The 21005-nt window shown below is 66.7% G+C and carries 22 protein-coding genes; 11 read left to right on the top strand and 11 right to left on the bottom strand.

Features of this window, described 5'->3' with window-relative positions:
- Positions 1-219: 219 nt before the first annotated feature.
- The 6 genes from AC1MEM_RS15625 to AC1MEM_RS15600 all read right to left on the bottom strand — a co-directional run bounded on the left by AC1MEM_RS15625 (position 220) and on the right by AC1MEM_RS15600 (position 5721).
- A protein-coding gene (locus AC1MEM_RS15625) for an IS3 family transposase (protein ID WP_499471930.1) occupies positions 220-1397 on the bottom strand; the annotation gives its coding sequence in 2 pieces (ribosomal slippage) (positions 220-1130 and positions 1130-1397; 1179 coding nt in all).
- Between the two features lie 1235 nt (positions 1398-2632).
- The gene (locus tag AC1MEM_RS15620; protein WP_499477664.1) at positions 2633-3961 is read right to left on the bottom strand and encodes an RNA polymerase sigma factor; all 1329 of its coding nucleotides are present in this window, start codon (positions 3959-3961) and stop codon (positions 2633-2635) included.
- On the bottom strand, positions 3961-4371 hold the full coding sequence (locus tag AC1MEM_RS15615) for a VOC family protein (protein ID WP_499471928.1): 411 nt from the start codon (positions 4369-4371) through the stop codon (positions 3961-3963). Before AC1MEM_RS15615 ends, AC1MEM_RS15620 begins: the two co-directional genes overlap by 1 nt.
- Positions 4338-4790, bottom strand: coding sequence for an SRPBCC family protein (locus tag AC1MEM_RS15610; protein WP_499471926.1), 453 nt, complete (start codon positions 4788-4790; stop codon positions 4338-4340). The genes AC1MEM_RS15615 and AC1MEM_RS15610 overlap by 34 nt, the downstream gene beginning before the upstream one ends.
- Positions 4791-4800: 10 nt before the next feature.
- The gene (locus AC1MEM_RS15605; protein ID WP_499471924.1) at positions 4801-5238 is read right to left on the bottom strand and encodes a YciI family protein; all 438 of its coding nucleotides are present in this window, start codon (positions 5236-5238) and stop codon (positions 4801-4803) included.
- 126 nt (positions 5239-5364) lie between these two features.
- Positions 5365-5721, bottom strand: coding sequence for a YciI family protein (locus tag AC1MEM_RS15600; protein ID WP_499471922.1), 357 nt, complete (start codon positions 5719-5721; stop codon positions 5365-5367).
- A gap of 236 nt (positions 5722-5957) precedes the next feature.
- Between AC1MEM_RS15600 and AC1MEM_RS15595 the strand changes: the two genes are divergently transcribed.
- The 3 genes from AC1MEM_RS15595 (at position 5958) to AC1MEM_RS15585 (ending at position 7706) form a co-directional block, all read left to right on the top strand.
- Positions 5958-6353, top strand: a complete 396-nt coding sequence (locus AC1MEM_RS15595; protein ID WP_499471920.1) for a hypothetical protein — start codon at positions 5958-5960, stop codon at positions 6351-6353.
- A gap of 168 nt (positions 6354-6521) precedes the next feature.
- Positions 6522-7067 (top strand): M23 family metallopeptidase, encoded by a 546-nt coding sequence (locus AC1MEM_RS15590; protein WP_499471919.1) that lies wholly within the window; start codon positions 6522-6524, stop codon positions 7065-7067.
- A 114-nt stretch (positions 7068-7181) separates the two neighbouring features.
- Positions 7182-7706, top strand: a complete 525-nt coding sequence (locus tag AC1MEM_RS15585) for an ankyrin repeat domain-containing protein (protein ID WP_499471917.1) — start codon at positions 7182-7184, stop codon at positions 7704-7706.
- Between the two features lie 10 nt (positions 7707-7716).
- On the opposite strand, the gene AC1MEM_RS15580 is transcribed toward AC1MEM_RS15585, so the two are convergent.
- Positions 7717-9801 (bottom strand): sensor domain-containing protein, encoded by a 2085-nt coding sequence (locus AC1MEM_RS15580; protein ID WP_499471915.1) that lies wholly within the window; start codon positions 9799-9801, stop codon positions 7717-7719.
- Positions 9802-10020: 219 nt separating this feature from the next.
- Here AC1MEM_RS15580 and AC1MEM_RS15575 point away from each other — a divergent pair, with 219 nt between their 5' ends.
- Positions 10021-11100: a serine hydrolase domain-containing protein gene (locus AC1MEM_RS15575; RefSeq protein ID WP_499471913.1), complete on the top strand. Its 1080-nt coding sequence runs from the start codon at positions 10021-10023 to the stop codon at positions 11098-11100.
- On the opposite strand, the gene AC1MEM_RS15570 is transcribed toward AC1MEM_RS15575, so the two are convergent.
- The gene (locus AC1MEM_RS15570; protein WP_499471911.1) at positions 11101-12228 is read right to left on the bottom strand and encodes a branched-chain amino acid ABC transporter substrate-binding protein; all 1128 of its coding nucleotides are present in this window, start codon (positions 12226-12228) and stop codon (positions 11101-11103) included.
- A gap of 377 nt (positions 12229-12605) precedes the next feature.
- Between AC1MEM_RS15570 and AC1MEM_RS15565 the strand changes: the two genes are divergently transcribed.
- The 5 genes from AC1MEM_RS15565 (at position 12606) to AC1MEM_RS15545 (ending at position 16592) form a co-directional block, all read left to right on the top strand.
- Positions 12606-12935: a hypothetical protein gene (locus AC1MEM_RS15565; protein WP_499471909.1), complete on the top strand. Its 330-nt coding sequence runs from the start codon at positions 12606-12608 to the stop codon at positions 12933-12935.
- Between the two features lie 384 nt (positions 12936-13319).
- The gene (leuA, locus tag AC1MEM_RS15560) at positions 13320-15017 is read left to right on the top strand and encodes a 2-isopropylmalate synthase (RefSeq protein WP_499471907.1); all 1698 of its coding nucleotides are present in this window, start codon (positions 13320-13322) and stop codon (positions 15015-15017) included.
- A 75-nt stretch (positions 15018-15092) separates the two neighbouring features.
- On the top strand, positions 15093-15545 hold the full coding sequence (locus AC1MEM_RS15555) for a hypothetical protein (RefSeq protein WP_499471905.1): 453 nt from the start codon (positions 15093-15095) through the stop codon (positions 15543-15545).
- A 13-nt stretch (positions 15546-15558) separates the two neighbouring features.
- Positions 15559-16221, top strand: coding sequence for a TetR/AcrR family transcriptional regulator (locus AC1MEM_RS15550; protein WP_499471903.1), 663 nt, complete (start codon positions 15559-15561; stop codon positions 16219-16221).
- A complete protein-coding gene (locus AC1MEM_RS15545) occupies positions 16218-16592 on the top strand; it encodes a c-type cytochrome (RefSeq protein ID WP_499471901.1) in 375 nt (124 codons plus the stop codon). Before AC1MEM_RS15550 ends, AC1MEM_RS15545 begins: the two co-directional genes overlap by 4 nt.
- A 2-nt stretch (positions 16593-16594) precedes the next feature.
- On the opposite strand, the gene AC1MEM_RS15540 is transcribed toward AC1MEM_RS15545, so the two are convergent.
- Positions 16595-17044 (bottom strand): MarR family winged helix-turn-helix transcriptional regulator, encoded by a 450-nt coding sequence (locus AC1MEM_RS15540; RefSeq protein ID WP_499471899.1) that lies wholly within the window; start codon positions 17042-17044, stop codon positions 16595-16597.
- Positions 17045-17116: 72 nt separating this feature from the next.
- Here AC1MEM_RS15540 and AC1MEM_RS15535 point away from each other — a divergent pair, with 72 nt between their 5' ends.
- Positions 17117-17851, top strand: coding sequence for a siderophore-interacting protein (locus tag AC1MEM_RS15535; RefSeq protein WP_499471897.1), 735 nt, complete (start codon positions 17117-17119; stop codon positions 17849-17851).
- 7 nt (positions 17852-17858) lie between these two features.
- Here the strand turns inward: AC1MEM_RS15535 and AC1MEM_RS15530 are convergent, their stop codons facing one another.
- Positions 17859-18527: a glutathione S-transferase family protein gene (locus tag AC1MEM_RS15530; RefSeq protein WP_499471895.1), complete on the bottom strand. Its 669-nt coding sequence runs from the start codon at positions 18525-18527 to the stop codon at positions 17859-17861.
- Positions 18528-18654: 127 nt separating this feature from the next.
- Between AC1MEM_RS15530 and AC1MEM_RS15525 the strand changes: the two genes are divergently transcribed.
- Complete coding sequence (locus tag AC1MEM_RS15525) at positions 18655-20445, top strand: GAF domain-containing protein (protein ID WP_499471893.1); 1791 nt, start codon at positions 18655-18657, stop codon at positions 20443-20445.
- Between the two features lie 22 nt (positions 20446-20467).
- On the opposite strand, the gene AC1MEM_RS15520 is transcribed toward AC1MEM_RS15525, so the two are convergent.
- Entirely contained in the window at positions 20468-20944 is a 477-nt protein-coding gene (locus tag AC1MEM_RS15520) for an acyl-CoA thioesterase (RefSeq protein ID WP_499471891.1), read from the bottom strand.
- Between the last annotated feature and the right edge of the window lie 61 nt (positions 20945-21005).

Here is a 21005-nt window from a genome sequence, read left to right as displayed (position 1 = left end):
GTTGAGGCTGCGGAGCGGGGCATCCACGCACATGCGCTCGGTCCACGCACCTAACGCGTGGGCATGCCCACCCTACGATCGATCGCCGATCACGCCTTGACCGGCACCGGGCGGCCCCGCATTCGTAGGGTGGGCATGCCCACGCGGAATTTCGCTTCGTGTTGGCGCCGCGGATAGCGCACATGGCGCATCGTGGCAACGCGTGTCAAACTGTAGTGGTCAAGTAATTTCGGACACGACGATAGGTTCTTTTGCTGCCATGGTGCGTTCATAGACGCTGGGCGGCAGATTGCCCAATACAGAATGCAGGCGCTCGCAGTTGTAGAAGCCGGCGATGTAATTGGCCACATCAAGCTTGGCTTCGGCGTGGTTCTCGTAACTGCGCTGCCAGACGCGCTCCATTTTCAGGTTCAGGAAGAAGCGTTCAGCAACTGCGTTATCCCAGCAGTTCCCTTTGCGGCTCATGCTGCAGACGAAGCCGTGTTCGGCCAGCAAGGCCTGGTACTGGTCGCTTGCATATTGACTGCCGCGGTCGGAATGAACAACCAGTCCGGCGGCTGGCCGGCGCGCCTGGATTGCCATGCGCAAGGCATCGCAGACCAAGGTGGCTGGCATGCTCGGCGCCATTGCCCAGCCCACGACTCTGCGCGAGAATAGGTCGAGCACGACAGCCAGATACAGCCAGCCGGCGCCGGTCCGGATATACGTGATATCCGACGCATAAGCCAAGTTGGGCGCTGCTGGATTGAACTGCCGGGCGAGTACGTTTGGTGCAATCGGCAGTGCATGCTTGCTGTCGGTCGTGTGCACGAATTTGCGTTTCCAGACTGGTTTCAGGCTGGCCTGTTGCATCAGGCGGCGCACCTTGTAACGGCCTACCTGAAGGCCGCTATTGGCCAGTGCCGTAACCAGGCGACGGCTGCCGTAACTCTGGCCGCTGCTCATGAACGCGGCACGCAGATGCACGCTCGCTTTGCAAAAAGTCGGCGTGGCTGCACGACGCTTGGCTTCGTAAAATCCGGCCCGGCTCACGCCCAGCAGGCGGCAGGTTTGTGCGACAGGTACGGCCTTCATTTGCAGCTCGTCAATGAGCCGATAGCTCACTTGAGCTCGCGGGCAAAGAAGGCCGATGCCTTTTTTAATACGTCTACATCACTACGAAGCTGGCGGTTTTCCTGCTCCAGTTGCCGAATACGCTGCTGCTCAGCCGTCAGCGGTTTGCCGATGCCTGGCTGGCCTTGTTGCTCGGCCTCGTACTGCTCCATCCAACGACGGATTGCGGTCACACCGATATCCATCGTCTGGCTGACATGCGAGATGCTAAGGCCTTGTTCTTTGATCATACGGACGACCTCGAGCTTAAAGCTGGGGTCAAAATTGCGGCGTTGCCTGGTCATGTAAACTCCTTCGAAGGTGAATTATCCACCTATCGAGGTGTCCGGAGACATTAGACCACTACAAACGATCATTGTTGAGGCTGCGGAGCGGCCCATCCACGTGCATGCGCTTGGTCCACGCACCTAACGCGTGGGCATGCCCACCCTACGATCGCTCCCCGATCACGCCTTGACCGGCACCGGGCGGCCCCGCATTCGTAGGGTGGGCATGCCCACGAGGAATTCTGCGTCGTGTTGGCGCCGCGGATATCGCACATGGCGCATCGTGGCTACGCGTGTCAAACGATCATTGTTGAGGCTGCGGAGCGGCGCATCCACGCACATGCGCTTGGTCCACGCACGTAACGCGTGGGCATGCCCACCCTACGATCGATCCCCGATCACGCCTTGACCGGCACCGGGCACCCCCGCATTCGTAGGGTGGGCATGCCCACGCGGAATTTCGCTTCGTGTTGGCGCCGCGGATAGCGCACATGGCGCATCGTGGCAGCGGGTGTCAAACGATCATTATTGAGGCTCCGGAGCGGCCCATCCACGTGCATGCGCTTGGTCCACGCACCTAACGCGTGGGCATGCCCACCCTACGATCGATCCCCGATCACGCCTTGACCGACACCGGGCGCCCCCGCATTCGTAGGGTGGGCATGCCCACGCGGAATTTCGCTTCGTGTTGGCGCCGCGGATAGCGCACATGGCGCATCGTGGCAACGCGTGTCAAACGATGATTGTTGAGGCTCCGGAGCGGCCCATCCACGTGCATGCGCTTGGTCCACGTACGTAACGCGTGGGCATGCCCACCCTACGATCGATCGCCGATCACGCCTTGACCGGCACCGGGCGGCCCCGCATTCGTAGGGTGGGCATGCCCACGCGGAATTTCGCTTCGTGTTGGCGCCGCGGATAGCGCACATGGCGCATCGTGGCAGCGGGTGTCAAACGATCATTGTTGAGGCTCCGGAGCGGGGCATCCACGCACATGCGCTTGGTCCACGCACCTAACGCGTGGGCATGCCCACCCTACCATCGATCCCCGATCACGCCTTGACCGGCACCGGGCGGCCCCGCATTCGTAGGGTGGGCATGCCCACGCGGAATTTCGCTTCGTGTTGGCGCCGCGCATAGCGCACATGGCGCATCGTGGCAACGCGTGTCAAACGATGATTGTTGAGGCTGCGGAGCGGCCCATCCACGCACATGCGCTCGGTCCACGCACCTAACGCGTGGGCATGCCCACCCTACGATCGATCGCCGATCACGCCTTGACCGGCACCGGGCGGCCCCGCATTCGACCGCGCCCTTTCCTCCAGCAAGGCCCGCTCGCGCGCATTCGCGGCCATTTCCGCCGCCCGTGCAAATTCAAGAGCCGCTTCGCCCCGCCGTCCCAGCTTTTCCAGCAAATCTCCACGCACCGCGGGCAGCCACTGGTAACGCGCCAGCGCGCCGCCCTCTGCCAGCATATCGACCAGCGCCAGCCCGGCGGCCGGCCCCTTGGCCATGCCGACCGCCACCGCGCGGTTCAGCTCGACGACAGGCGAAGGGCTGACCCGCGCCAGTTCGCCGTACAGCCCGGCAATCCGGCGCCAGTCGGTCTCATCCGCCGTCCGGGCGCGGGCGTGGCAGGCGGCGATCGCGGCCTGCAAGGCGTACGGCCCCGGCGGACCGAGCAGCTCGGCCCGCGCCAGTGCGGCCAGGCCGCGCCGGATCAGGATGCCGTCCCAGCGCAAGCGGTCCTGCTCGAGCAGCAGCACAGGACGACCCTCGCGGTCGACCCGGGCGGCGGCGCGCGAAGCCTGCAATTCCATCAGCGCCACCAGGCCCAGGGCCTCCGGCTCGCGCGGCGCGAGTTCGGCCAGCATGCGCCCAAGGCGCAGGGCTTCGTCCTGCAGCGCGGGGCGCATCCAGTCGCCGCCGCTGGTGGCCGTATAGCCCTCGTTGAAAATCAGGTAGACCACTTCCAGCACCGAGCCGAGCCGCTCGGAAAGTTCGGCCGCTGGCGGCAGTTCGAAGGGCACGCGCGCCGCGCCGAGGGTGCGCTTGGCACGCACGATGCGCTGGGCGATCGTCGGCTCGGGCACGAGGAAGGCGCGCGCGATTTCGTGGGTGGCGAGGCCGCCCAGCAGTTTCAGGGTCAGCGCCACGCGCGCTTCGGTCGACAGCACCGGGTGGCAGGCGGTGAAGATCAGGCGCAGCAAATCGTCCTGGACGATGTCGTCGCGGGCAGCGTCCAGGTCGGCGAGGAGATCGGGCGCAAAGTCCGGCACAATATGGGCCTCCAGTGCTTCCAGGTCGTGGCCGATCTGGGCGCACTTTTCCCGGTAGGCCTTGTCGCGCCGCAGGTGGTCGAGCGCGGCGTTCTTTGCCGCGCGCATCAGCCAGGCGCCCGGGTTGTCCGGAATGCCGGCGGCCGGCCAATGTTCGAGCGCGGCCACCAGCGCATCCCCGGCCAGCTCTTCGGCAAGGCCGATGTCGCGCACGAGGCGCGCCACGCCGGCGACAATCTTCGCCGACTCGATGCGCCAGACCGCGCCGATGGCCTGCGGGACCGTGCCGCCCGCGCCGCCCATCAGGCCTGCGGCGGCAGCGTGGCCTGATCCATCCACGCCAGTTCCCACAGGTGGCCGTCCAGGTCTTCGAAGCCGTGGCCGTACATGAAGCCGTGGTCCTGCTTCGGGTTCGGCGCCCGCCCGCCGGCCGCGATGGCTTTCGCCACCAGGGCGTCGACTTCGTCGCGGCTCTCGCAGGACAGGCAGGTCAGCACCTCGGTCGCCTCCCTGGCGTCGGCAATCGGCTTGGTCGTGAAGCCCCGGAAAAAAGGCTCGGTCAGCAGCATGGCGAAGATGTTCTCGCCGATGATCATGCAGGCCGCGTCGTCGTTGCTGAACTGCGGATTGAATTCGAACCCGAGGCTGGAAAAAAACGCGCGGCTGCGCGCCAGGTTCCTCACCGGCAGGTTGACGAAGATTTGCTTGTGCATGGGCTTCTCCTTGATGTTGTGGCCATCAGGCCGCTTTGGCCGCAGCGGCCGCTTCCGCCTGGGCCTTCGATCGTGTTTTCGCAGCGCATCGGCGCGGACATGGTGAGCAGCATCGTCACCTTGTGGGGCGAGGCATCGATCACGGCCAGCCTGCCGCGGCGGGCCGCGCGCGAGCCCGCGAAATCACAGGCCGCGCCGGCGCCGCGCTCCGGGCCCGAACAAGTGCGTTGCAGCGGCCCCTTGTCGGCGAAGGGGTTCCAGGTCATGAAGCGGCGCAGGTCGCTGATCAGGGGCTCGATGCGCTCGGGCGGCGCGGCAATATGCGTGCTGCGCTGCACGCGGAAGGCTGCCGGCCTGCGCAGGGCCAGCAACACGACGATCACAAGCAATGCAGCGGCGAACAGGAGGATGGCCGGCATGGCGTCTCCTTCAGGCCGGGCTGGCAGCGCCGCTTGCGGATTGGCCATCTTCGAGCGCGCGGAAGCGGTCCAGCGCATCGGACTGGGTGAAATCGTCGAGCTCGAACACCTGGCGTACTTCGATCTCCGCGTCCATCCCGTCCCCACGCGGGTTGGGGAAGCGGCGCGCCCATTCGAGCGCTTCCTCGCGCGTGCGCACGCTGATCATGGTGTAGCCACCGATCATTTCCTTCGATTCGGCAAACGGGCCGTCGACGACGCTGCGCTCCTTGCCCTGGTAGCGGATGCGCCAGCCGCGGCTGCTCGGGTGCAAGCCGTTGGCGTCGAGCAGCACCCCGGCGCGCGCCAGTTCGCCGTGGTAGTCGGCCATGGCGTTGAGCAGCGCTTCCCCGGGCATGGCGCCCGCTTCGGACTCGGGGCTGGCCTTGACGATGATCATGAAACGCATGCTGTTCTCCTGTAGATGACTGAACGCGGGACCGGGCGCGGCGGATGCGGCGCTGTGGGGTCTGGCGGTTCTCAATCACACGACGAACGAACGCGGCGCGCATCGACACGCGCCGCAAAAATATTTTCAGCTTTCGTAACAGGGCGCCAGCGCACGCACCTCGACCGTCGCCCACTCGGCGGCGGGGCAGCGCGCCGCCAGCGCCACGGCTTCTTCATGGGTCGCGACGTCCACATGGAAAAAGCCTCCGATCATTTCCTTGGCTTCGGCAAAGGGACCGTCGACCGTGCTCCTCTTGCCGGCCTCGACCCGTACCCGGGTGGCGCGGCTCGACGGGGCCAGCGATTCGCCGCCCAGCAGCACGCCTTCTTCGCGCAGCGTCTCGCCGAAGCGCAGCATGCGCGCGTAGAGTTCGCGGCCCTCGGCATCGGAGCGCGTGGCACGCTGGCCGACTGCCTCATGGATCAGCAACATGTATGACATCGACTGTCCCTTAATGATGTAGACACAAGAGCAAGCAGTATGCAACGGCCAGGCAGTCGAGTAAAGCATGGGGTGCGCTTGCGGCGGGACCGGTCGCCTCAATCGTCCCTGCGGAACTTCGGTAGCGCCGCGGCCGCGTGCGACTGCTCCTACAAGGCTCTCTCCCATGCGCCTATTGTTCGGGACAGGCAAGGGGTTACCATCGGGGAACCGATCACCGACAGCAGGAGGCAGCAATGGGCGAGAATAAAGGCAAGGGCACGAAAGGCCGCAACTACGACGAACTGACGGGCGTGGGCACCAGCAGCGCAGGCATCACCGGCACCACCGGCAACCTGAACACGGGCACGCGCGATGGCGGCATCGGGATGCCCTCCCCCGGCGACAGCGGCAACCGTGCTGGAAGCCGGCAGTCGGCGGAACCGGACGATGGCGACACCACGCCGGCACTCGGACGGGGCACGCGCTCGAACGCCAGCCGGCAGCGCCAGGGCGGCCAGGGCGCCGGCAACCAGCAGAGCAGCCAGGGCGGCCAGGGCGGTGGCAACCAGCAGGGCAGCCAGGGCGAACAGGGCAAACAGGGCGGCCTTGGCCACAGCCTGGACCAGGATGTGATGGGCAAGGAGCAGTAAACACCCAGGAGGATGTCACCGGCGCGCTTCCCGGGCGCGCTTCAGCTGCGGCGAGCGCCCTGTGTCAGCACCCGGCGTTCGCCTTGTGACGTCCGGCGTCCGCGTTCCGGTCGGCGTCCTGCCATGCGCCGGGCCGGACACGGCATCGTGCTGTTGACAGGAGACCGAATGCGGACCTTGCTGCGCGGCGCCCTCCTCCTTGGCCTGTTGCTGGGCGCTTATGCCCTGTTCGGCCCCTACCTCGAGAACATGCTGTATGCGATGCGCCTGGCGTCGATGCCCGTCCCGGCGACGCTGCCGGTGCCGGTACGCGGCGTCGCGCCGAACCGTTTGGCAGACACCTGGCATGGGGCGCGCAGCGAGGGACGCAGGCACGAAGGGATCGACATTTTCGCCCGGCGTGGCACGGCGGTGCTTGCGGCCACGGAAGGCATCGTGCTGCGCGTGGGGACCAACCGGCTGGGCGGACAGGTGGTCTGGGTGCTGGGGCCCGGCGGGCAGCGGCACTACTATGCGCACCTGGACCGGTATGCGGATATCGAGAACGGCGAGCGGGTACGGGCGGGGACGGTATTGGGCTATGTCGGGACGACGGGGAATGCGGCCGGGACGCCGCCGCATTTGCATTACGGGATTTACGAGGTGGGCGGGGCGGTCAATCCGTATCCGATGCTGCGGGGCCAGGTGGAGGCGGCATTGGCAAGCGATCGGTAGACATCGGCAGGGGGCCTCGCGGAGGCTTTCTGCCAATGCACGGGCACGAACGCGTGGGCACGAGTGCCCACCCTACGGTACGCTGGGGCCAACACGAGATTTTACTGGAGACGTATGCCTACCCGAGATCCGGCGCAACTGGATGACGACACGCTGGCATTTGCGCGCCGCGTGTTTCAGTGTGCGCGCACGGGGGAGACGGACGAGCTTGCCATCCTGCTTGGACAGGGACTGCCCGCGAACCTGCGCAACGAACGCGGCGACAGCCTGCTGATGCTGGCCTGCTACCACGGCCATGCCGGGACCGCGCGCGTATTGCTCGACGCCGGGGCCGATCCGGAACTGCTGAACGACGCCGGCCAGACGCCGCTCGCAGCCGCCGCTTTCAAGGGCGATGCCGCGGTCGTGTCCCTGCTGCTCGAGCGCGGCGCGCAAGTCGATGCCGCCGGGCCCAACGGCAAGACGGCCCTCATGATCGCCGCCATGTTCAATCGCGTCGAGATGATGCGCCAGCTGATCGCACACGGCGCAGATCCGCGGGCGGTCGACGTGGCCGGTATCGACATCCGCGAGGCGGCGGCCAGGATGGGCGCGGTCGCGGCGGTCGACTTCCTCAACAAGGCGCTCGACGCGCGTTGAGGAACCTCCCTCAACGCCGGCTGCGCAGGAAGTCGGTGGCCAGCTGCGCCGACATCGGCCGGCTGAACAGGAAGCCCTGGAACAGGTCGCAATCGCAGGCGGTCAGCGTCTCATGTTGCGCGGCAGTCTCCACGCCCTCGGCCACGACGTGCAGGTCGAGCTTGTGGGCCAGGGCCATGATGCCGGCGCACAGGTCGGCGTCCTTCGCGTCGACCGCGACGTTGCGCACGAAGGAGCGGTCGAGCTTCAGGTAGTTCACCGGCAATTGCCGCAGATATGACATCGAAGAAAAACCGGTGCCGAAATCGTCGATCGACAGCGCCACGCCACCGCCGCGCAGCCGGTGCAGGATGGCAATGGCCAGGTCCGGATCGGACATCATCATCGATTCGGTCAGTTCCATTTCCAGGCCTCCCGCTTCGATCCCGTGTTCGCGCATCAGCTCGAACACGTAGTCGGGCAGCGCGGCGCTGGTCAGCTGGCTGGTGGACAGGTTGACGGCGATGGGGATGCTGCCGAGCCCGGCGTCGCGCCAGGCGGCGATCTGGCGGCAGGCCTGCTCGATCACCCAGCGCCCCAGGTGTAGTAGCAGGCCCAGCTGCTCGGCGAGCGGGATGAAATGGTCCGGCGCCACCAGGCCGACGCCGGGCCGGTTCCAGCGAATCAGCGCTTCGAAACCGGCGATGCTGCCGTCGCGCCGCATCTTCGGCTGGTAATGCAGGGCGAACTCGCTGGTGCCGACGGCGGCCCGCAGGTCGCGCTCGAGTTCGACGCGCTGGGCGACGGTCGAGCCGAGCTCGGGCGAATAGAAGCGGTACTGGTCGCGTCCATTGTCCTTGGCCGAGTACATCGCCGCCTCGGCGCGCACCAGCAGTTCCGCAGCGCCGTGGCCGGAGGCGCCGGACAGGCTGATGCCGGCGCTGAAGGTCAGGTGCAAGGGCTGGCGCAGCAGCGGGTAGGGTTGCGCCAGGCAGGCGCGGATCTGCTCGACCTGGAGCGCCACCTCCTCGCTGGTGGCCGCCTGCGGCAGGGTGAAGGCGAATTCGTCGCCGGACAGGCGCGCCAGGCTGCCCAGCGTGACCTTGCACTGCTGCAGGCGCTGGCCGACGAGCTGGATCAGCTGGTCGCCGATGCCCTGCCCGAAATTGTTGTTGATGAACTTGAACTGATCGAGGTCGATGATGACGACGGCGAGCCGGGTGCCGGCAAGCGCCGCCATGACCAGCTGCTCTCCGAGGGCCGACTCGAACATGACGCGGTTCGCGAGGCCCGTCAGCGAATCGGTGATGCGCTCGTGCTCGAGCCGCGTGCGCAGGCCGCGCAGCTCGGTGATTTCGGTCGAAAAGCCGATCAGGCAGACCGGGTGGCCGGGCAATTGCAGGGCCACCTTGCGCGACCTGAAATGGTGCTTGCAGCCGTCGGCGCCAATAATCGTTTCTTCGCGCACTTCCTCACCGGCGCCGGCCAGCACCTCGGCATCGTATTCGGCCACCCGGGCGGCGATTTCAGGCGGCATCAGCTCGCGGTCGCTGCGGCCGATCAGGTCGGGCAGCTTGCGTCCGTACAGGGCCAGCACCGGTGCGTTGGCGTACAGGTAGCGGCCCTGCTGGTCCTTCAGGTAAATGGCGGCGTCGACATTGGCGAGGATGGTGTTGAGCAGTTCGTTACGCTCGATGAGCTGCTCGACGGCGCGGCGCTCGGCCGTGATGTCGGTCGAGATGCCGCACAGGCCGCGCACGCGGCGTTCGGCATCGAACAGCGGCAGTTTGACGGTCCGGAACATCCGGCAGTCGCCATTGCGCAGGCAGACCAGTTCCTCGGTATCGACCTTTTCCCCGCGCGTCAGTGCCTGGCGGTCGGTTGCGCCGATGGTCGAGGTGGCCACGTCGACGAAGGGTTCGTCGGTCTGGCCGACGATGCTGGCCGGATCGGCGCCGAACACGGTCGCCAGCGCCTGGTTGACGAACTGGTAGCGGCCGCCGAGGTCCTTCACGTAGAACAGGGCATCGAGATTGTCGACCAGGGTCCACAGGCTCTGCAGCTGGGCCGGATCGACGCCTGCCGTGTCCACGGACGGTCCCTGCGGTGTAGTCATCCTGCCTGTCCTCCCTCGCGAGTGCGGCGTGATGGAATGGGTGCGCGGGCACCCCAGGCGGGTGCATGCGCTGCCAGTGTAGCGCCGTTGGCGGCAATTTCGGCATATCCGCAACGGCAGTCGTTAAAAAGATGCAAACTAGCCTCAACAGCAAACGACGTATTACCTTGCCGATATATTTACGCTAATCTATTGCCTGCTGATTTCTCGAGGAAGTCCATGCCCTTCGCTCCACTCCGCAGGCGCTGCCTGTCGCTGGCCCTGCTCGCCGTCCTGTCCGCCTGCGCCGTGGCGCCGCGCGAAGCCGCCCTGGTAAAAGCGGTGGAAGCGCAGGTCGCTCCCGCTTACAACGGCGTCGTGCTGGTACGCCCGGCGCGCGACAGCGCTGCCGTCGTCAAGGCCTGGGGCCAGGCGCGATTCGAGCGCCCGGTCCCGTTGACGCCCGACACCCGCTTCATGGTCGGCTCGGTGTCGAAATGGATCACGGCCGTCGCCGTGCTGCGCCTGGTCGACCAGGGCAAGCTGGACCTGGACGCGCCGGTGACCAGCTGGCTGCCCGAGCTGCCCGCCAGCAGCAGCGCCGTCACGCTGCGCACCCTGCTGTCGAACACGAGCGGCATCGAAAACGGCCTGAACCTGGCGATGAAGCGCGACAGCAGTCCCGGCCGCATGACGATCTCGGCAACCGAAGGCGCGCTGAAGTTCGGCAGCGGTCCGTTGACGTTCACGCCGGGTTCGAAGTTCGATTATTCGTCGACCAACTGGCTGATCGTCGCCGGCGTCGTCGAGCGTGCCACGGGCGAAGCCTTCACCGACACCGTCGCGCGCCTCGTGTTCGTGCCGGCCGGCGCGCGCGATAGCGGCTTTGCCGGCCCCGGCGTGGACACGCTGCCGCGCATGGCCCTCGGCTACGCGGCCGACCGCAGGGCGCGCAAGACGGTGCCATCGCCGCCGATGGCCGCGGCCGCCGGCACGGTCTACAGTACGGCGGGCGACCTGGTGAAAATTGCCGATGCGGTCTACGGCAGCGACTTGCTGACACCGGAATCGCGCAAGGAACTCCTGAGCGTCCAGCATGCGCCGGAAGACTATGCGCTCGGCGGGCGCGTCAGGCTGGTGGGGAGCGGCGCCGGCGCCCGCACGCTGGCCTGGGAAAGCGGCGTCAGCGGCGGCTATAAAACCCTGCTGGCCTACGCGCCGGGCGACGGCCGCGCCGTGGTGTTGCTGAACAATACCGACATGGCGCAGTCCGAACAGGCCAGGATTGCCCTGGCCCTGCTGGACGCGCTGGGGAAGTGATTACTTGGTCACGGCCAGCACCGCGCGGCGCCCGCCCTTGAAGGTGTAGAGGGTGATGGTGCCGTCGCGGATGTCGCCGCGCGCATCGAAAGCGATCGGGCCGGTCACGCCCTTGTACTGGATTTTCGCCAGCACCGGCAGGTAGCGCGCAGGCGCGGTCGAGCCGGCCTTCGTCATCGCTTCGGCCATCGTCATCACGGCGTCATACGCATAGGGCGCATTGATCTGGACATCGATGCCGAAACGTTTTTTGTAGGCCGCGCGGAAAGTGTCCAGAGCGGCGCGCCCGGCCGCATCGACCCCGCCCGCTTCGGCGCAGAACACCTGGCCGTCCGCCATGGCGCCGCCGGAGAGTTTATTCATCTCGTCCGAACAGATGCCGTCGCCGCCTATCATTTTCGTGTTCAGGCCGAGCTGCTTCATCTGGCGCAGCATCGGGCCGGCCACGGCGCTCATGCCGCCGAAGAAGACGAGGTCCGGCTTCGTCGCGCGGATCTTGGTGAGGATGGCGTTGAAATCGGTCGCCTTGTCGTGCGTGAATTCGCGCGCCACGACCTGCGCACCCTGCTGCTGCAGGCCCTTGGCGAATTCCACGGCCAGGCCCTGGCCGTAGGCGGTGCGGTCGTCGATCACGGCGACGCGTTTGGCGCCCATGTTCTTCACCGCATAGTGCCCCAGCGCCTGCCCCAGCTGGACGTCGTTGGCGACCACGCGGAAGGCCGTATTGAAACCTTGCTGGGTGTATTTCGGGCTGGTGCTGGACGGCGAGATTTGCGGGATGCCGGCCTGGTTGTAGATTTTCGAGGCGGGAATCGTGGTGCCCGAGGTTTCATGGCCGACGACGCCGTTCACGCGCGCGTCGACCAGTTTCTGGGCGACGCTGGTCGCCTGTTTCGGGTCGCCGCCGTCGTCTTCGGCGACCAGCTCGAAGCGGACCTTTTTACCGCCGATCGTCGTGCCGCGCGCGTTGAGGGCCTCGATTGCCATGCGGGCGCCGTTTTCGGTGTCCTTGCCGAAGTAGGCGACCGGGCCGGTGACGGCGGCGGAGTGGCCGATTTTGACGACTTCCTGGGCGTTGGCGAGGGTGGCGGTGGACAGGGCGATGGCGGCGATGACGGTGTGCTTCATGGGTTCCTCTTGATTGCGTTGACGCGGGCGCGAGGGCGGCGTCGGAAGGGGGCATGATAACAAGGATGAGCGAGGGGCGTCGGGACGGGCGGACTGTACGGGGCTGTTGCCTGTGGCGGTATCGGTGTGCATGATCCGCGTGGGCACGGGTGCCCACCCTACGGGCAGCGTTCCAGCGAGTTCAGGCAAGAACCGGGAAGTCTCGGGGTTTTGCATGAGCTCGCCGATAGCGCTGCTCGTAGGGTGGGCACTCGTGCCCACGCGGATTCAAGGCACCGCTAACAGGCCAGGCAACAGCCCCGATAACAAGCGCGAACTGCGCGCCAAAATCCACCCGGCCTGCGGCATACTGGGCCGACCCGCCACAAGGAGCCCGCATGGCCACCGAGCAATTGCGCTTTCGAACCCTGCTCTACCGCTTCATCTTTTTCGACTGGCTGTTCCAGGACGTCGGCGGCGCGCGCACACCAATCGAGCGTCATGCGGCGACCCAGCACAACCGGCGCATGAGCAAATACCTGCCGGTCTACCTGCGCCGCTGGTCCTTCCTCACCGTCCTCGATTTCGCGCTCGGCTGCCTGGTCGAACGCGCGCTGCAGGCCACCCTGCTCTCGGCCTGGTTTTTTACCTGGACCTGCATCACGGCCACCGGCACGGTCGTCATCACGGTGTGCTGGATCTTCCTGACCCAGCCGCAGCAGCACTGACTTCGGCAGCCGTCCCGCACTGCACAAATCACTGCTTGACAGCTCGACACTCTGCCCTTAGAGTCAAGTCAATGACTTCCCAACTGCATCTGTCGACCCTCCTACCGCTAACCGGCCTCCTGGCGCCGGCGCTACTACTACGCGCCTGATTCGATCGCGTTCCGGCCCTTGCCGGTGTTAAAAGTAGTTACAGGATTCGCCCGATGTTCGCTTCTCCCTACTCCACCCAGATTCTCCCGCTGCCGCTCGGCGCGCGTGCTGTCGTTCGCCTGCTGCTAAAACTACCGATCGGTTGCCGGGCCTAGCGTTTCGTGGCCCGTCCGGCAGCCCTCCGCCACTCCCGCGCCAGTCCTGGCACCCAAAATCTTTAGCAGGAGTACGAACATGTTGACCAACCCATCCGCCAAATACCGTCCTTTCCCCGCAGTCGACCTCGTTGACCGCCAGTGGCCGGCCAGGACCATCACCCGGCCGCCCATCTGGATGAGTACCGACCTGCGCGACGGCAACCAGGCGCTGATCGAGCCGATGAGCCCCGAAAAGAAGCTGCGCTTCTTCGAGATGCTGGTGAAAATCGGGGTCAAGGAAATCGAAGTCGGTTTTCCCTCGGCTTCCCAGACCGACTTCGATTTCGTCCGCATGCTGGTCGAGGAAAACCGAATTCCGGACGACGTCACCATCATCGTCCTGACGCAGGCACGCGAAGAACTGATCCGCCGCACCGTGGAGTCGGCCGTGGGTGCGAAACGCGCCATCGTCCACGTGTATAACTCGGTGGCGCCGGTCTTCCGCCGCGTCGTGTTCGGCATGAGCCAGGACGAGATCGTCCAGATCGCGGTGAACGGCACGCGCCTCATCAAGGAACTCGTGGCGCAGCATCCGCAAACGCAATGGGGCCTCGAATACTCGCCCGAATCCTTCTCGACCACCGAACTCGATTTCTCCAAGCGCATCGTCGATGCCGTCAGCGCCGAATGGCAGCCGACGCCGGCGAACCGCATGATCGTCAACCTGCCGTCGACGGTGGAAGCGAGCACGCCGAACGTGTATGCCGACCAGATCGAATGGATGTGCCGCCACCTCGAGCGCCGCGAGTCCCTCGTCATCAGCGTCCACCCGCACAACGACCGCGGCACGGCCGTGGCGGCGGCCGAACTGGCCGTGCTGGCCGGCGCCGACCGCGTCGAAGGCTGCCTGTTCGGCAATGGCGAACGCACCGGCAACGTCGACCTGGTGACGCTCGCGCTGAACCTCTACACCCAGGGCGTGCACCCGGGCCTCGACTTTTCCGACATCGACAGCGTGCGCCAGCTGGTCGAAGAGTGCAACCAGTTGCCGGTCCACCCGCGCCATCCGTATGCGGGCGACCTCGTGTTCACGGCCTTCTCCGGCTCGCACCAGGACGCGATCAAGAAGGGCTTCGCGGTCCAGCCCAGGGACGCCGTCTGGGAAGTGCCTTATTTGCCGATCGATCCGGCCGACCTCGGACGCAACTACGATGCCGTGATCCGCGTGAACAGCCAGTCGGGCAAGGGCGGCATGGCCTATTTGCTGGAGCAGGAATATGGCCTGGCCTTGCCGCGGCGCCTGCAAATTGAGTTTTCTCGCGTGGTGCAGCAGCTGGCCGACAGCAGCGGACGCGAAATCGCCGCCAGCGATATCCACGCCCTCTTCGTGCGCGAATACCTGGAACAGGAAGCGCCATATCGCTATGCGTCGCACCGCATGAATGAAAATACCGCGGCGGACGAACCGGTGCAGCTTGAGGTCACGGCCTTCGATGGCCACGTGCAGCGCGCGCTGCGCGGCGCCGGCAACGGCCCGATCGACGCCTTCGTCAACGCCCTCGGCCTCGACGTGCGCCTGATGGACTACCACGAACACGCGATCGGCTCCGGTGCGAACGCGCGCGCCGCCTGCTATGTCGAGCTGCGCGTCGGGAATGGCCCTACGCTGTTCGGCGCCGGCATCGACAGCAATATCGTGACGGCCTCGTTCAAGGCCGTGCTGTCGGCGGTGAACCGGCACCTTGCGAGCGCGCCGGAGAGCGCGCAGGAGAGCGTGACAGCACTCGCGGCCTGACGCGGCCTGACGCGGCTGGGGCTATAATTCCCCCAGCCGCGCACGCCTCGCGCGGCACGATTGTCCGGATGTTCCATGAAAAAGAGTTTGATCCTGCTGATGTGCGTCTCGGGGGCCGCGCTGGCCGACGACGGCGCCATCCTCACCTGCCGCGCGCTGCCTGACGCGGCAAGCCGCCTGGCCTGTTACGACGCGATGCCGATTGGCCAGGAACGGCCTGCCGCACCGTCCGCCCTTTCGGCGGCTTCCTCGGCCGTTTCCGATTTTGGCCGCGAGACCATCAAGAAAAAACCCGACGCACTGCCCACCGCGATCGACAGCACGGTCCCCGGCGACTTCGATGGCTGGGGTCCGAACGCGCGCATCACACTGGCCAATGGCCAGGTCTGGCGCGTCGTCGACGACAGCTCGGCCGTGCTGCCGCGCCGCGCCGGCACCAGGGTGCGCATCGAACGCAACCTGTTCGGGACGCTGTTCCTGACCGTCGAAGGCACGAACCAGTCGGCCAAGGTGCGCCGCGTCGAGTGATGCGGCCCCGCCCATGAAACGCACGCCGGAGAAGCGCCAGGCCATCCTCGACGCGGCCGCCGAGGTCTTTCGCGAGAGCGGCTACGAACGCGCGTCGATGTCCGACATCGGCCTGCGCACCGGCTTTTCGAAAACCACGCTGTACGCCTATTTCGGCGCGAAAGAGGCGCTCCTTGCCGCACTGGCCGAGGAGGCAACCGAGGCCGGGGTAACGTCGCTGCACCAGGCGCTGCACGAAGCGCTGCACGCGTCGCCGGCCGCGCCCGGCGCGGATCTCGCCGCAACGCTCGAACGCTTTGCCGGCCGCTATCTCGCCTTTGCGCTGTCGCCGCCGGTGTGCGCCCTGCGCCGCGTGCTGGTATCGATCGCCGGGCGCCCCGGCCTCGACCCGCGCTGGCGCGACCTGGGTGCGGCGCGCATCGATGCCGCCCTGGGCGGCTACCTGCGCATGCAAATGGATGCGGGCAAGCTGCGCGCCGGCGATGCGCTCGCCGCCGCGCGCCAGTTCAAGGCCATGCTCGAAGCACCGTGGTTCGACCAGGTGTTGTTCGACAGCGCCGCTGCGCCGACGCCCGCGAACGAAGACGCGCGGCTTGCCGTCGACGCTTTCCTGCGTTCCTGGCGGCCGCCTGCCAAACGCGCCGCGCGCGCCCTTCCCGCCACCGAACCACGATGAAAAAACTCGCCGTCTTTCTGCTCGCCTGCATGCCCCTCGCCCACGGCGCCGACCTCGCCAACGGCCAGCGCCTGTTCGCCACGCGCTGCGCATCCTGTCACGCGGTTGGACCGTCGGCGCGTGCCGGCTTCGGCCCGCAGCTGAACGGCATCCACGGCCGCCGCGCCGGCACGACGCCGGACTTCCATTATTCGCCCGCGATGGCGAAGTCCGGCATCGTCTGGAACGAGAAGACGCTGGCCGCTTTCCTCGATTCGCCCGGCGACCTGGTTCCGGGAACGAAGATGCGCTTCTGGGGCATGAGCGACCCGAAGCAGGTCGGCGACCTGCTGGCTTACCTGCGCAGCATGCCGCCGGCCCCGCCACGCTGAGTTCAGCCTTTGTCCGCCGCGTCCAGGTTGGCGCGCACCCGTTCCAGCAGCATCAGCAACTGTCCACGCTCCGCCTCCGGCACGCCTGCCAGCGCCTCCTCGGCCGCTGCGGCGCCGTGGCGGTGCCAGCCCGCGTGGACCGCCTCGCCGCCCGGGCTCAAACGCAGGCGCGTGCTGCGCCGGTCGAGCGCGTCGGCCCGCCCTTCCAGCAATTCCCTCTCGCGCAGCGCCTGGATCAGGCGCGTGAGCTGGGCCTTGTCGCGCCCGGAATGGGCCACCAGGTCGCTCAGCGTCGCACCCGGATTGCGCGCAAAAAAGCCCAGCACCTTGCCTTCCATGTGGGTCAACTCGGGGGACGACCCCGGCTCGGCGCCGGCCGGCGCGCGCATCTGCCGCGCGCGGTAGAGATGCATGACCGCGTGGATGGACTCGAACACGTCCTGTGCGGACACGGCCGAATTTTGGTTGACTTTATCAACGTGTTTTTTCATAATAGGAGACATTATCAACCAATATCGGGATCCATGATGGAACAAGCAAAGCCCAGGACCATCCAGCGCGTGCGCCATGAACTGCACCGGCGCGACGTCGTGGTCGCACGCGTCGAAGCGCTCGGCGCGCATTTCGCGGCGATTACCTTCCGCGCCGATGCGCTCGCCGGCTTCCTGTCGCTCTCCTTCGACGACCACGTCAAATTCATGTTCGAAGGCGAGGACGGCGAGCAGGTGCGGCGCGACTATACGCCGCGCCGCTTCGACGCACAAGCGCGCGAGCTGACGATCGAGTTCGCGCTGCACGGCGATGGCGCGGCCTCCAACTGGGCGCGCCGCGCGCAGCCGGGCGATGCGGCCGTCATCGGTGGACCGCGCGGCTCGATGATCGTCCCGCTGGACTACGACTGGCACCTGCTGGTCGGCGACGCCAGCGCGCTGCCAGCGATGCGCAGGCGGCTGGAAGAGCTGCCCGCCGGCGCGCGCGCGATCGTCGTGGCCGCCGCGGGCGAGGAAGACCGGCTTCCCTTCGCAGGCGCGGCGTCGGCCGCGGTGCGGTGGGTGGACGACGCCGATGCGCTGGCCGAGGCGGTGCGTGCGCTGGACCTGCCGCCGGGCGAAGGCTTTGCCTGGGCCGCCGGTGAAGCGGCGGCAATGCGGCGCCTGCGCGAAGTGCTGGCGCGGGACAAGGCCTTGCCGAAAGAGGCGATGCGGGTCTCGGCCTACTGGAAACGCGGCGTCGCCGACCACCACGACACGCTCGAATAGCGCAGCGTCAGGGCAAAGTCAGCGGCGCCGGCACGGTGCTGATTCCCTGCTCCCGCGCCGCAGCGGTTTCCGCTTCCTGCGCGCGCCTGAACCCGGGCCGCTCTTTCAACAGCGCGAGATAGCGCGCCACCGCGGGTGGGAACTCCTCCGCCAATCCAAGGTAGTCGGCCAGCAGCAAGGCATAGCCGACCGAGATATCGGCCATCGTGAAGCGGCCGGCACAGATGCTGTCGCGGCCCTCGAGCACGGACTCCAGCGTGCGCACCCGCCCCAGGAACCAGCGTTTGTAGTCCGATGCCACCTGCGGCGAGCGCCGCTCGGGCGATTCGAAACGTTCGTAGCGCAGGATCAGCGTCTGCGGGAAGGTCAGGGTGGCTTCGCCGAAGTGGAGCCAGTTCAGGTAAGCGCCGAAATCGGGATCGGGCGGCAGGACGTCAAGCTGGCCGTCGCCGTAGCGCGCCCCCAGGTACTGGCAAATCGCGGACGATTCCGTCATCCGCACCTCGCCGTCGAAGAAGGCCGGCACGGTGCCGAGCGGGTTGACGGCGAGGTAGCTGCGGTCGAGCGCGCGCGGCGGGAACGGCAGCAGCTTCAGTTCGTAGGTCAGTTCGAGCTCTTCCAGCGCCCATAGCGGGCGGAACGAACGCGCGGCAATGCAGTGGTACAGGGTGATCATCGGGTGCGCCTCAAGGAGGATGGTCAGGCTGTGTTTATACCATCCCGGCGCCGCGCCGCAGCATTTCCCTTTGCATACAAGCAACACTGTCGTATTATCTTCTGGTCAAACTTATATTGAACGACCAATGAAGATCCGCACCATCAGCACGCGCCAGTGGAAGATTGTCCTGTGGGCCGTCCTCCTGCTTTGCACGACCCTCTGCGCCGCCTCGCTCGCCAACTGGCGGCAAGTACTGGAGCCCGGCACTGCCGCCACGCTGCGCATCGACACCGGCTCCCCCCGCGGCCGCGACACGCGGATCAACAGCATCGAACCGGACTCGCCACTCCTGGCGCTGGGCGTGAAGGCAGGCGACGTCATCACCTTCGACGAGCGCGGCGACGCCTGGCGCATCGTCTTCGAGGCCCATGTGCCGGTCGGCATGACGGTCGGCACGGGGAGCGCGCGCCGCCATGTTACCGTGCTGCCCAGGGCGGAGACGCAGATCGATCGCGGCACGGCCACCGGCTACGTCCTCATCATGGCCAACTCGGTCGTGGCCCTGGCGCTGGCCGGACTGATCGGCCTGCGCCGCGCGTCGAGCCCGTCCGCGCGATTGCTGGCCCTGGTACTGCTGATCGAAACCTCGTTTGCCAGCCAGTTCATCGCGGGCGGCGCGCTGCTGGTCTTCGCCAGGCTGTTCATGGCGCCGCTGGTCGCCATCGTCGCCTACTGCGGCCTGTTCATGTTCAGCTGCCGCTTTCCGAACGACGACCCGGCCCACGTTCCGGCCTGGGTGCGCCGGGTGTCCGCGCCCCTGGTCCTGTGCTACCTTGCCTATAACGCGCTGGTCACCGCACACCAGTACCAGTGGATCACGCTGCCGTCCAGCCTGGGGCGCGCCCTGCCCGTCATGGTGGTGCTGTTCGTGGTCCTGTCCATCGTCAACCTGTGGCAGGCATTCCGGCAATCGTCGGGAGCGGTACGCCAGCGCGTGCAATGGGTGGGAATCGCGATCGGCTTGCGCTTCGCGCTCATGGCGGTCGGCGAACTGCCCGGCTTGCCGTTCCTGAAAACGACGGGATTCGCCGAGGTGCAAATCGTTATAACGATTTTCGCCAACATCGCCCTGGCCTACGGCATCCTGCGCCATCGGGTGTTCGACGTCGGCTTCGCCGTCAACCGCGCCCTCGTCTACGCGATCGTCAGCGTGGTGCTGCTGGTCTCGTTCGGCCTGATGGAGTGGCTGGCCCATCATTTCGTCAGTCCCGAGGAAGCCGAGAAGAATGCGCTGCTCGACGCCGGCATCGCGCTCGGCCTGTACCTGGTGTTCCACCGCCTGCGCCACAGCGTCGAGCATGTCGTCGAGCGCCTCTTTTTCCACGCCTGGCACGCGAACGAGGAGAAGTTGCGCCGTTTCGTCGGGCAGGCCGCGCACGTCAGCAGCCCCGAGGCACTGATCGAAGCCGCCCTCGCCGCGCTGCAGCGCTTTACCGGCGGCGCCGGCTGCGCACTGTATCGCCTGCACGATGGCGGCGGCTATCGCTGCGCCGGCAGGACCGGCATCGACGCGCCGCAGGCGATCGGGATCGATGATCCGCTGGCCGTCGCGCTGCGCGCCGATGGGGCATCGCTGGCGCCGGCGGACTGCGACTCGCAGCTGCCTGGGGTGCTGGCCTTGCCGATGCGCTTACGCGGGGAATTGCAGGGGTTCTTGTTGCTCGGCCAGAAAACCAATGGCGGCGCCTATCGACCGGACGAAATCGCCGTCCTGGAATTCTGCGCCCACCAGGTCGGGCTCGACCTGCAGGCACTGCGCACCGAGCAATTGCAGGCCGAGGTGGCCAGGCTGGGGCAGGAACTGGGCGCGTATGCGAAGGCGTTCGAACTGAACAGGGCGGCGCGCCCGCCCGAGGCCCTGGCGGCAGTGCGCTAGCCGATCCGGGAAGCCCCGTCGGTCAGGACTTCCTGCCGTGCAGCGCCTGGCGCGAGCGCTTGCGTTCCTCGGCCTTCTCGAAGCGGCGCCTCTGCTCTTCCGTGTCCAGCGCCAGCGGCGGCACCGCCTGCGGCTTGCGGTTCGCGTCCACGGCCACCATCGTGAAATAGCAGCTGTTCGCGTGGCGCTCGGTGCGCGCCTGGATGTTTTCGGTGACGACGCGGATGCCGATTTCCATCGAGCTGGTGCCGGTGTAGTTGACCGAGGCGAGGAAGGTCACCAGTTCGCCGACGTGGATCGGCTGCAGGAACATCACCTGGTCGACCGACAGGGTCACGACATACGAACCCGAATAGCGGCTGGCGCAGGCATAGGCCACGCTGTCGAGGAATTTCAGGATGGTGCCGCCGTGGACATTGCCGGAAAAATTGGCCATGTCGGGGGTCATCAGGACCGTCATCGTCAGTTCGTGGATGGGTCTGCCTTGGTGGTCGTTCATGTCGGTCTCGGTCAATGATGGTTGAATGCGCGGCCTGCGCCGCCGAACCATTGTACGGGGC

The sequence above is a fragment of the Telluria sp. AIW5 genome, from assembly GCF_056680575.1.
Note: the sequence above shows the minus strand (reverse complement) of the source record. Positions and strands in the feature narration are given on the sequence as shown.

What these genes read in the sequence shown, in the direction of transcription:
- AC1MEM_RS15580 (WP_499471915.1), bottom strand. Translation starts at nt 9,801, where the DNA reads ATGACTACACCGCAGGGACCGTCCGTGGACACGGCAGGCGTCGATCCG.
- AC1MEM_RS15565 (WP_499471909.1), top strand. Translation starts at nt 12,606, where the DNA reads ATGGCCACCGAGCAATTGCGCTTTCGAACCCTGCTCTACCGCTTCATC.
- AC1MEM_RS15605 (WP_499471924.1), bottom strand. Translation starts at nt 5,238, where the DNA reads ATGCGTTTCATGATCATCGTCAAGGCCAGCCCCGAGTCCGAAGCGGGC.
- AC1MEM_RS15570 (WP_499471911.1), bottom strand. Translation starts at nt 12,228, where the DNA reads ATGAAGCACACCGTCATCGCCGCCATCGCCCTGTCCACCGCCACCCTC.
- AC1MEM_RS15615 (WP_499471928.1), bottom strand. Translation starts at nt 4,371, where the DNA reads ATGCACAAGCAAATCTTCGTCAACCTGCCGGTGAGGAACCTGGCGCGC.
- AC1MEM_RS15610 (WP_499471926.1), bottom strand. Translation starts at nt 4,790, where the DNA reads ATGCCGGCCATCCTCCTGTTCGCCGCTGCATTGCTTGTGATCGTCGTG.
- AC1MEM_RS15575 (WP_499471913.1), top strand. Translation starts at nt 10,021, where the DNA reads ATGCCCTTCGCTCCACTCCGCAGGCGCTGCCTGTCGCTGGCCCTGCTC.
- AC1MEM_RS15535 (WP_499471897.1), top strand. Translation starts at nt 17,117, where the DNA reads ATGATGGAACAAGCAAAGCCCAGGACCATCCAGCGCGTGCGCCATGAA.
- AC1MEM_RS15545 (WP_499471901.1), top strand. Translation starts at nt 16,218, where the DNA reads ATGAAAAAACTCGCCGTCTTTCTGCTCGCCTGCATGCCCCTCGCCCAC.
- AC1MEM_RS15590 (WP_499471919.1), top strand. Translation starts at nt 6,522, where the DNA reads ATGCGGACCTTGCTGCGCGGCGCCCTCCTCCTTGGCCTGTTGCTGGGC.
- AC1MEM_RS15600 (WP_499471922.1), bottom strand. Translation starts at nt 5,721, where the DNA reads ATGTCATACATGTTGCTGATCCATGAGGCAGTCGGCCAGCGTGCCACG.
- AC1MEM_RS15530 (WP_499471895.1), bottom strand. Translation starts at nt 18,527, where the DNA reads ATGATCACCCTGTACCACTGCATTGCCGCGCGTTCGTTCCGCCCGCTA.
- AC1MEM_RS15595 (WP_499471920.1), top strand. Translation starts at nt 5,958, where the DNA reads ATGGGCGAGAATAAAGGCAAGGGCACGAAAGGCCGCAACTACGACGAA.
- AC1MEM_RS15525 (WP_499471893.1), top strand. Translation starts at nt 18,655, where the DNA reads ATGAAGATCCGCACCATCAGCACGCGCCAGTGGAAGATTGTCCTGTGG.
- AC1MEM_RS15550 (WP_499471903.1), top strand. Translation starts at nt 15,559, where the DNA reads ATGAAACGCACGCCGGAGAAGCGCCAGGCCATCCTCGACGCGGCCGCC.
- leuA (WP_499471907.1), top strand. Translation starts at nt 13,320, where the DNA reads ATGTTGACCAACCCATCCGCCAAATACCGTCCTTTCCCCGCAGTCGAC.
- AC1MEM_RS15520 (WP_499471891.1), bottom strand. Translation starts at nt 20,944, where the DNA reads ATGAACGACCACCAAGGCAGACCCATCCACGAACTGACGATGACGGTC.
- AC1MEM_RS15620 (WP_499477664.1), bottom strand. Translation starts at nt 3,961, where the DNA reads ATGGGCGGCGCGGGCGGCACGGTCCCGCAGGCCATCGGCGCGGTCTGG.
- AC1MEM_RS15585 (WP_499471917.1), top strand. Translation starts at nt 7,182, where the DNA reads ATGCCTACCCGAGATCCGGCGCAACTGGATGACGACACGCTGGCATTT.
- AC1MEM_RS15555 (WP_499471905.1), top strand. Translation starts at nt 15,093, where the DNA reads ATGAAAAAGAGTTTGATCCTGCTGATGTGCGTCTCGGGGGCCGCGCTG.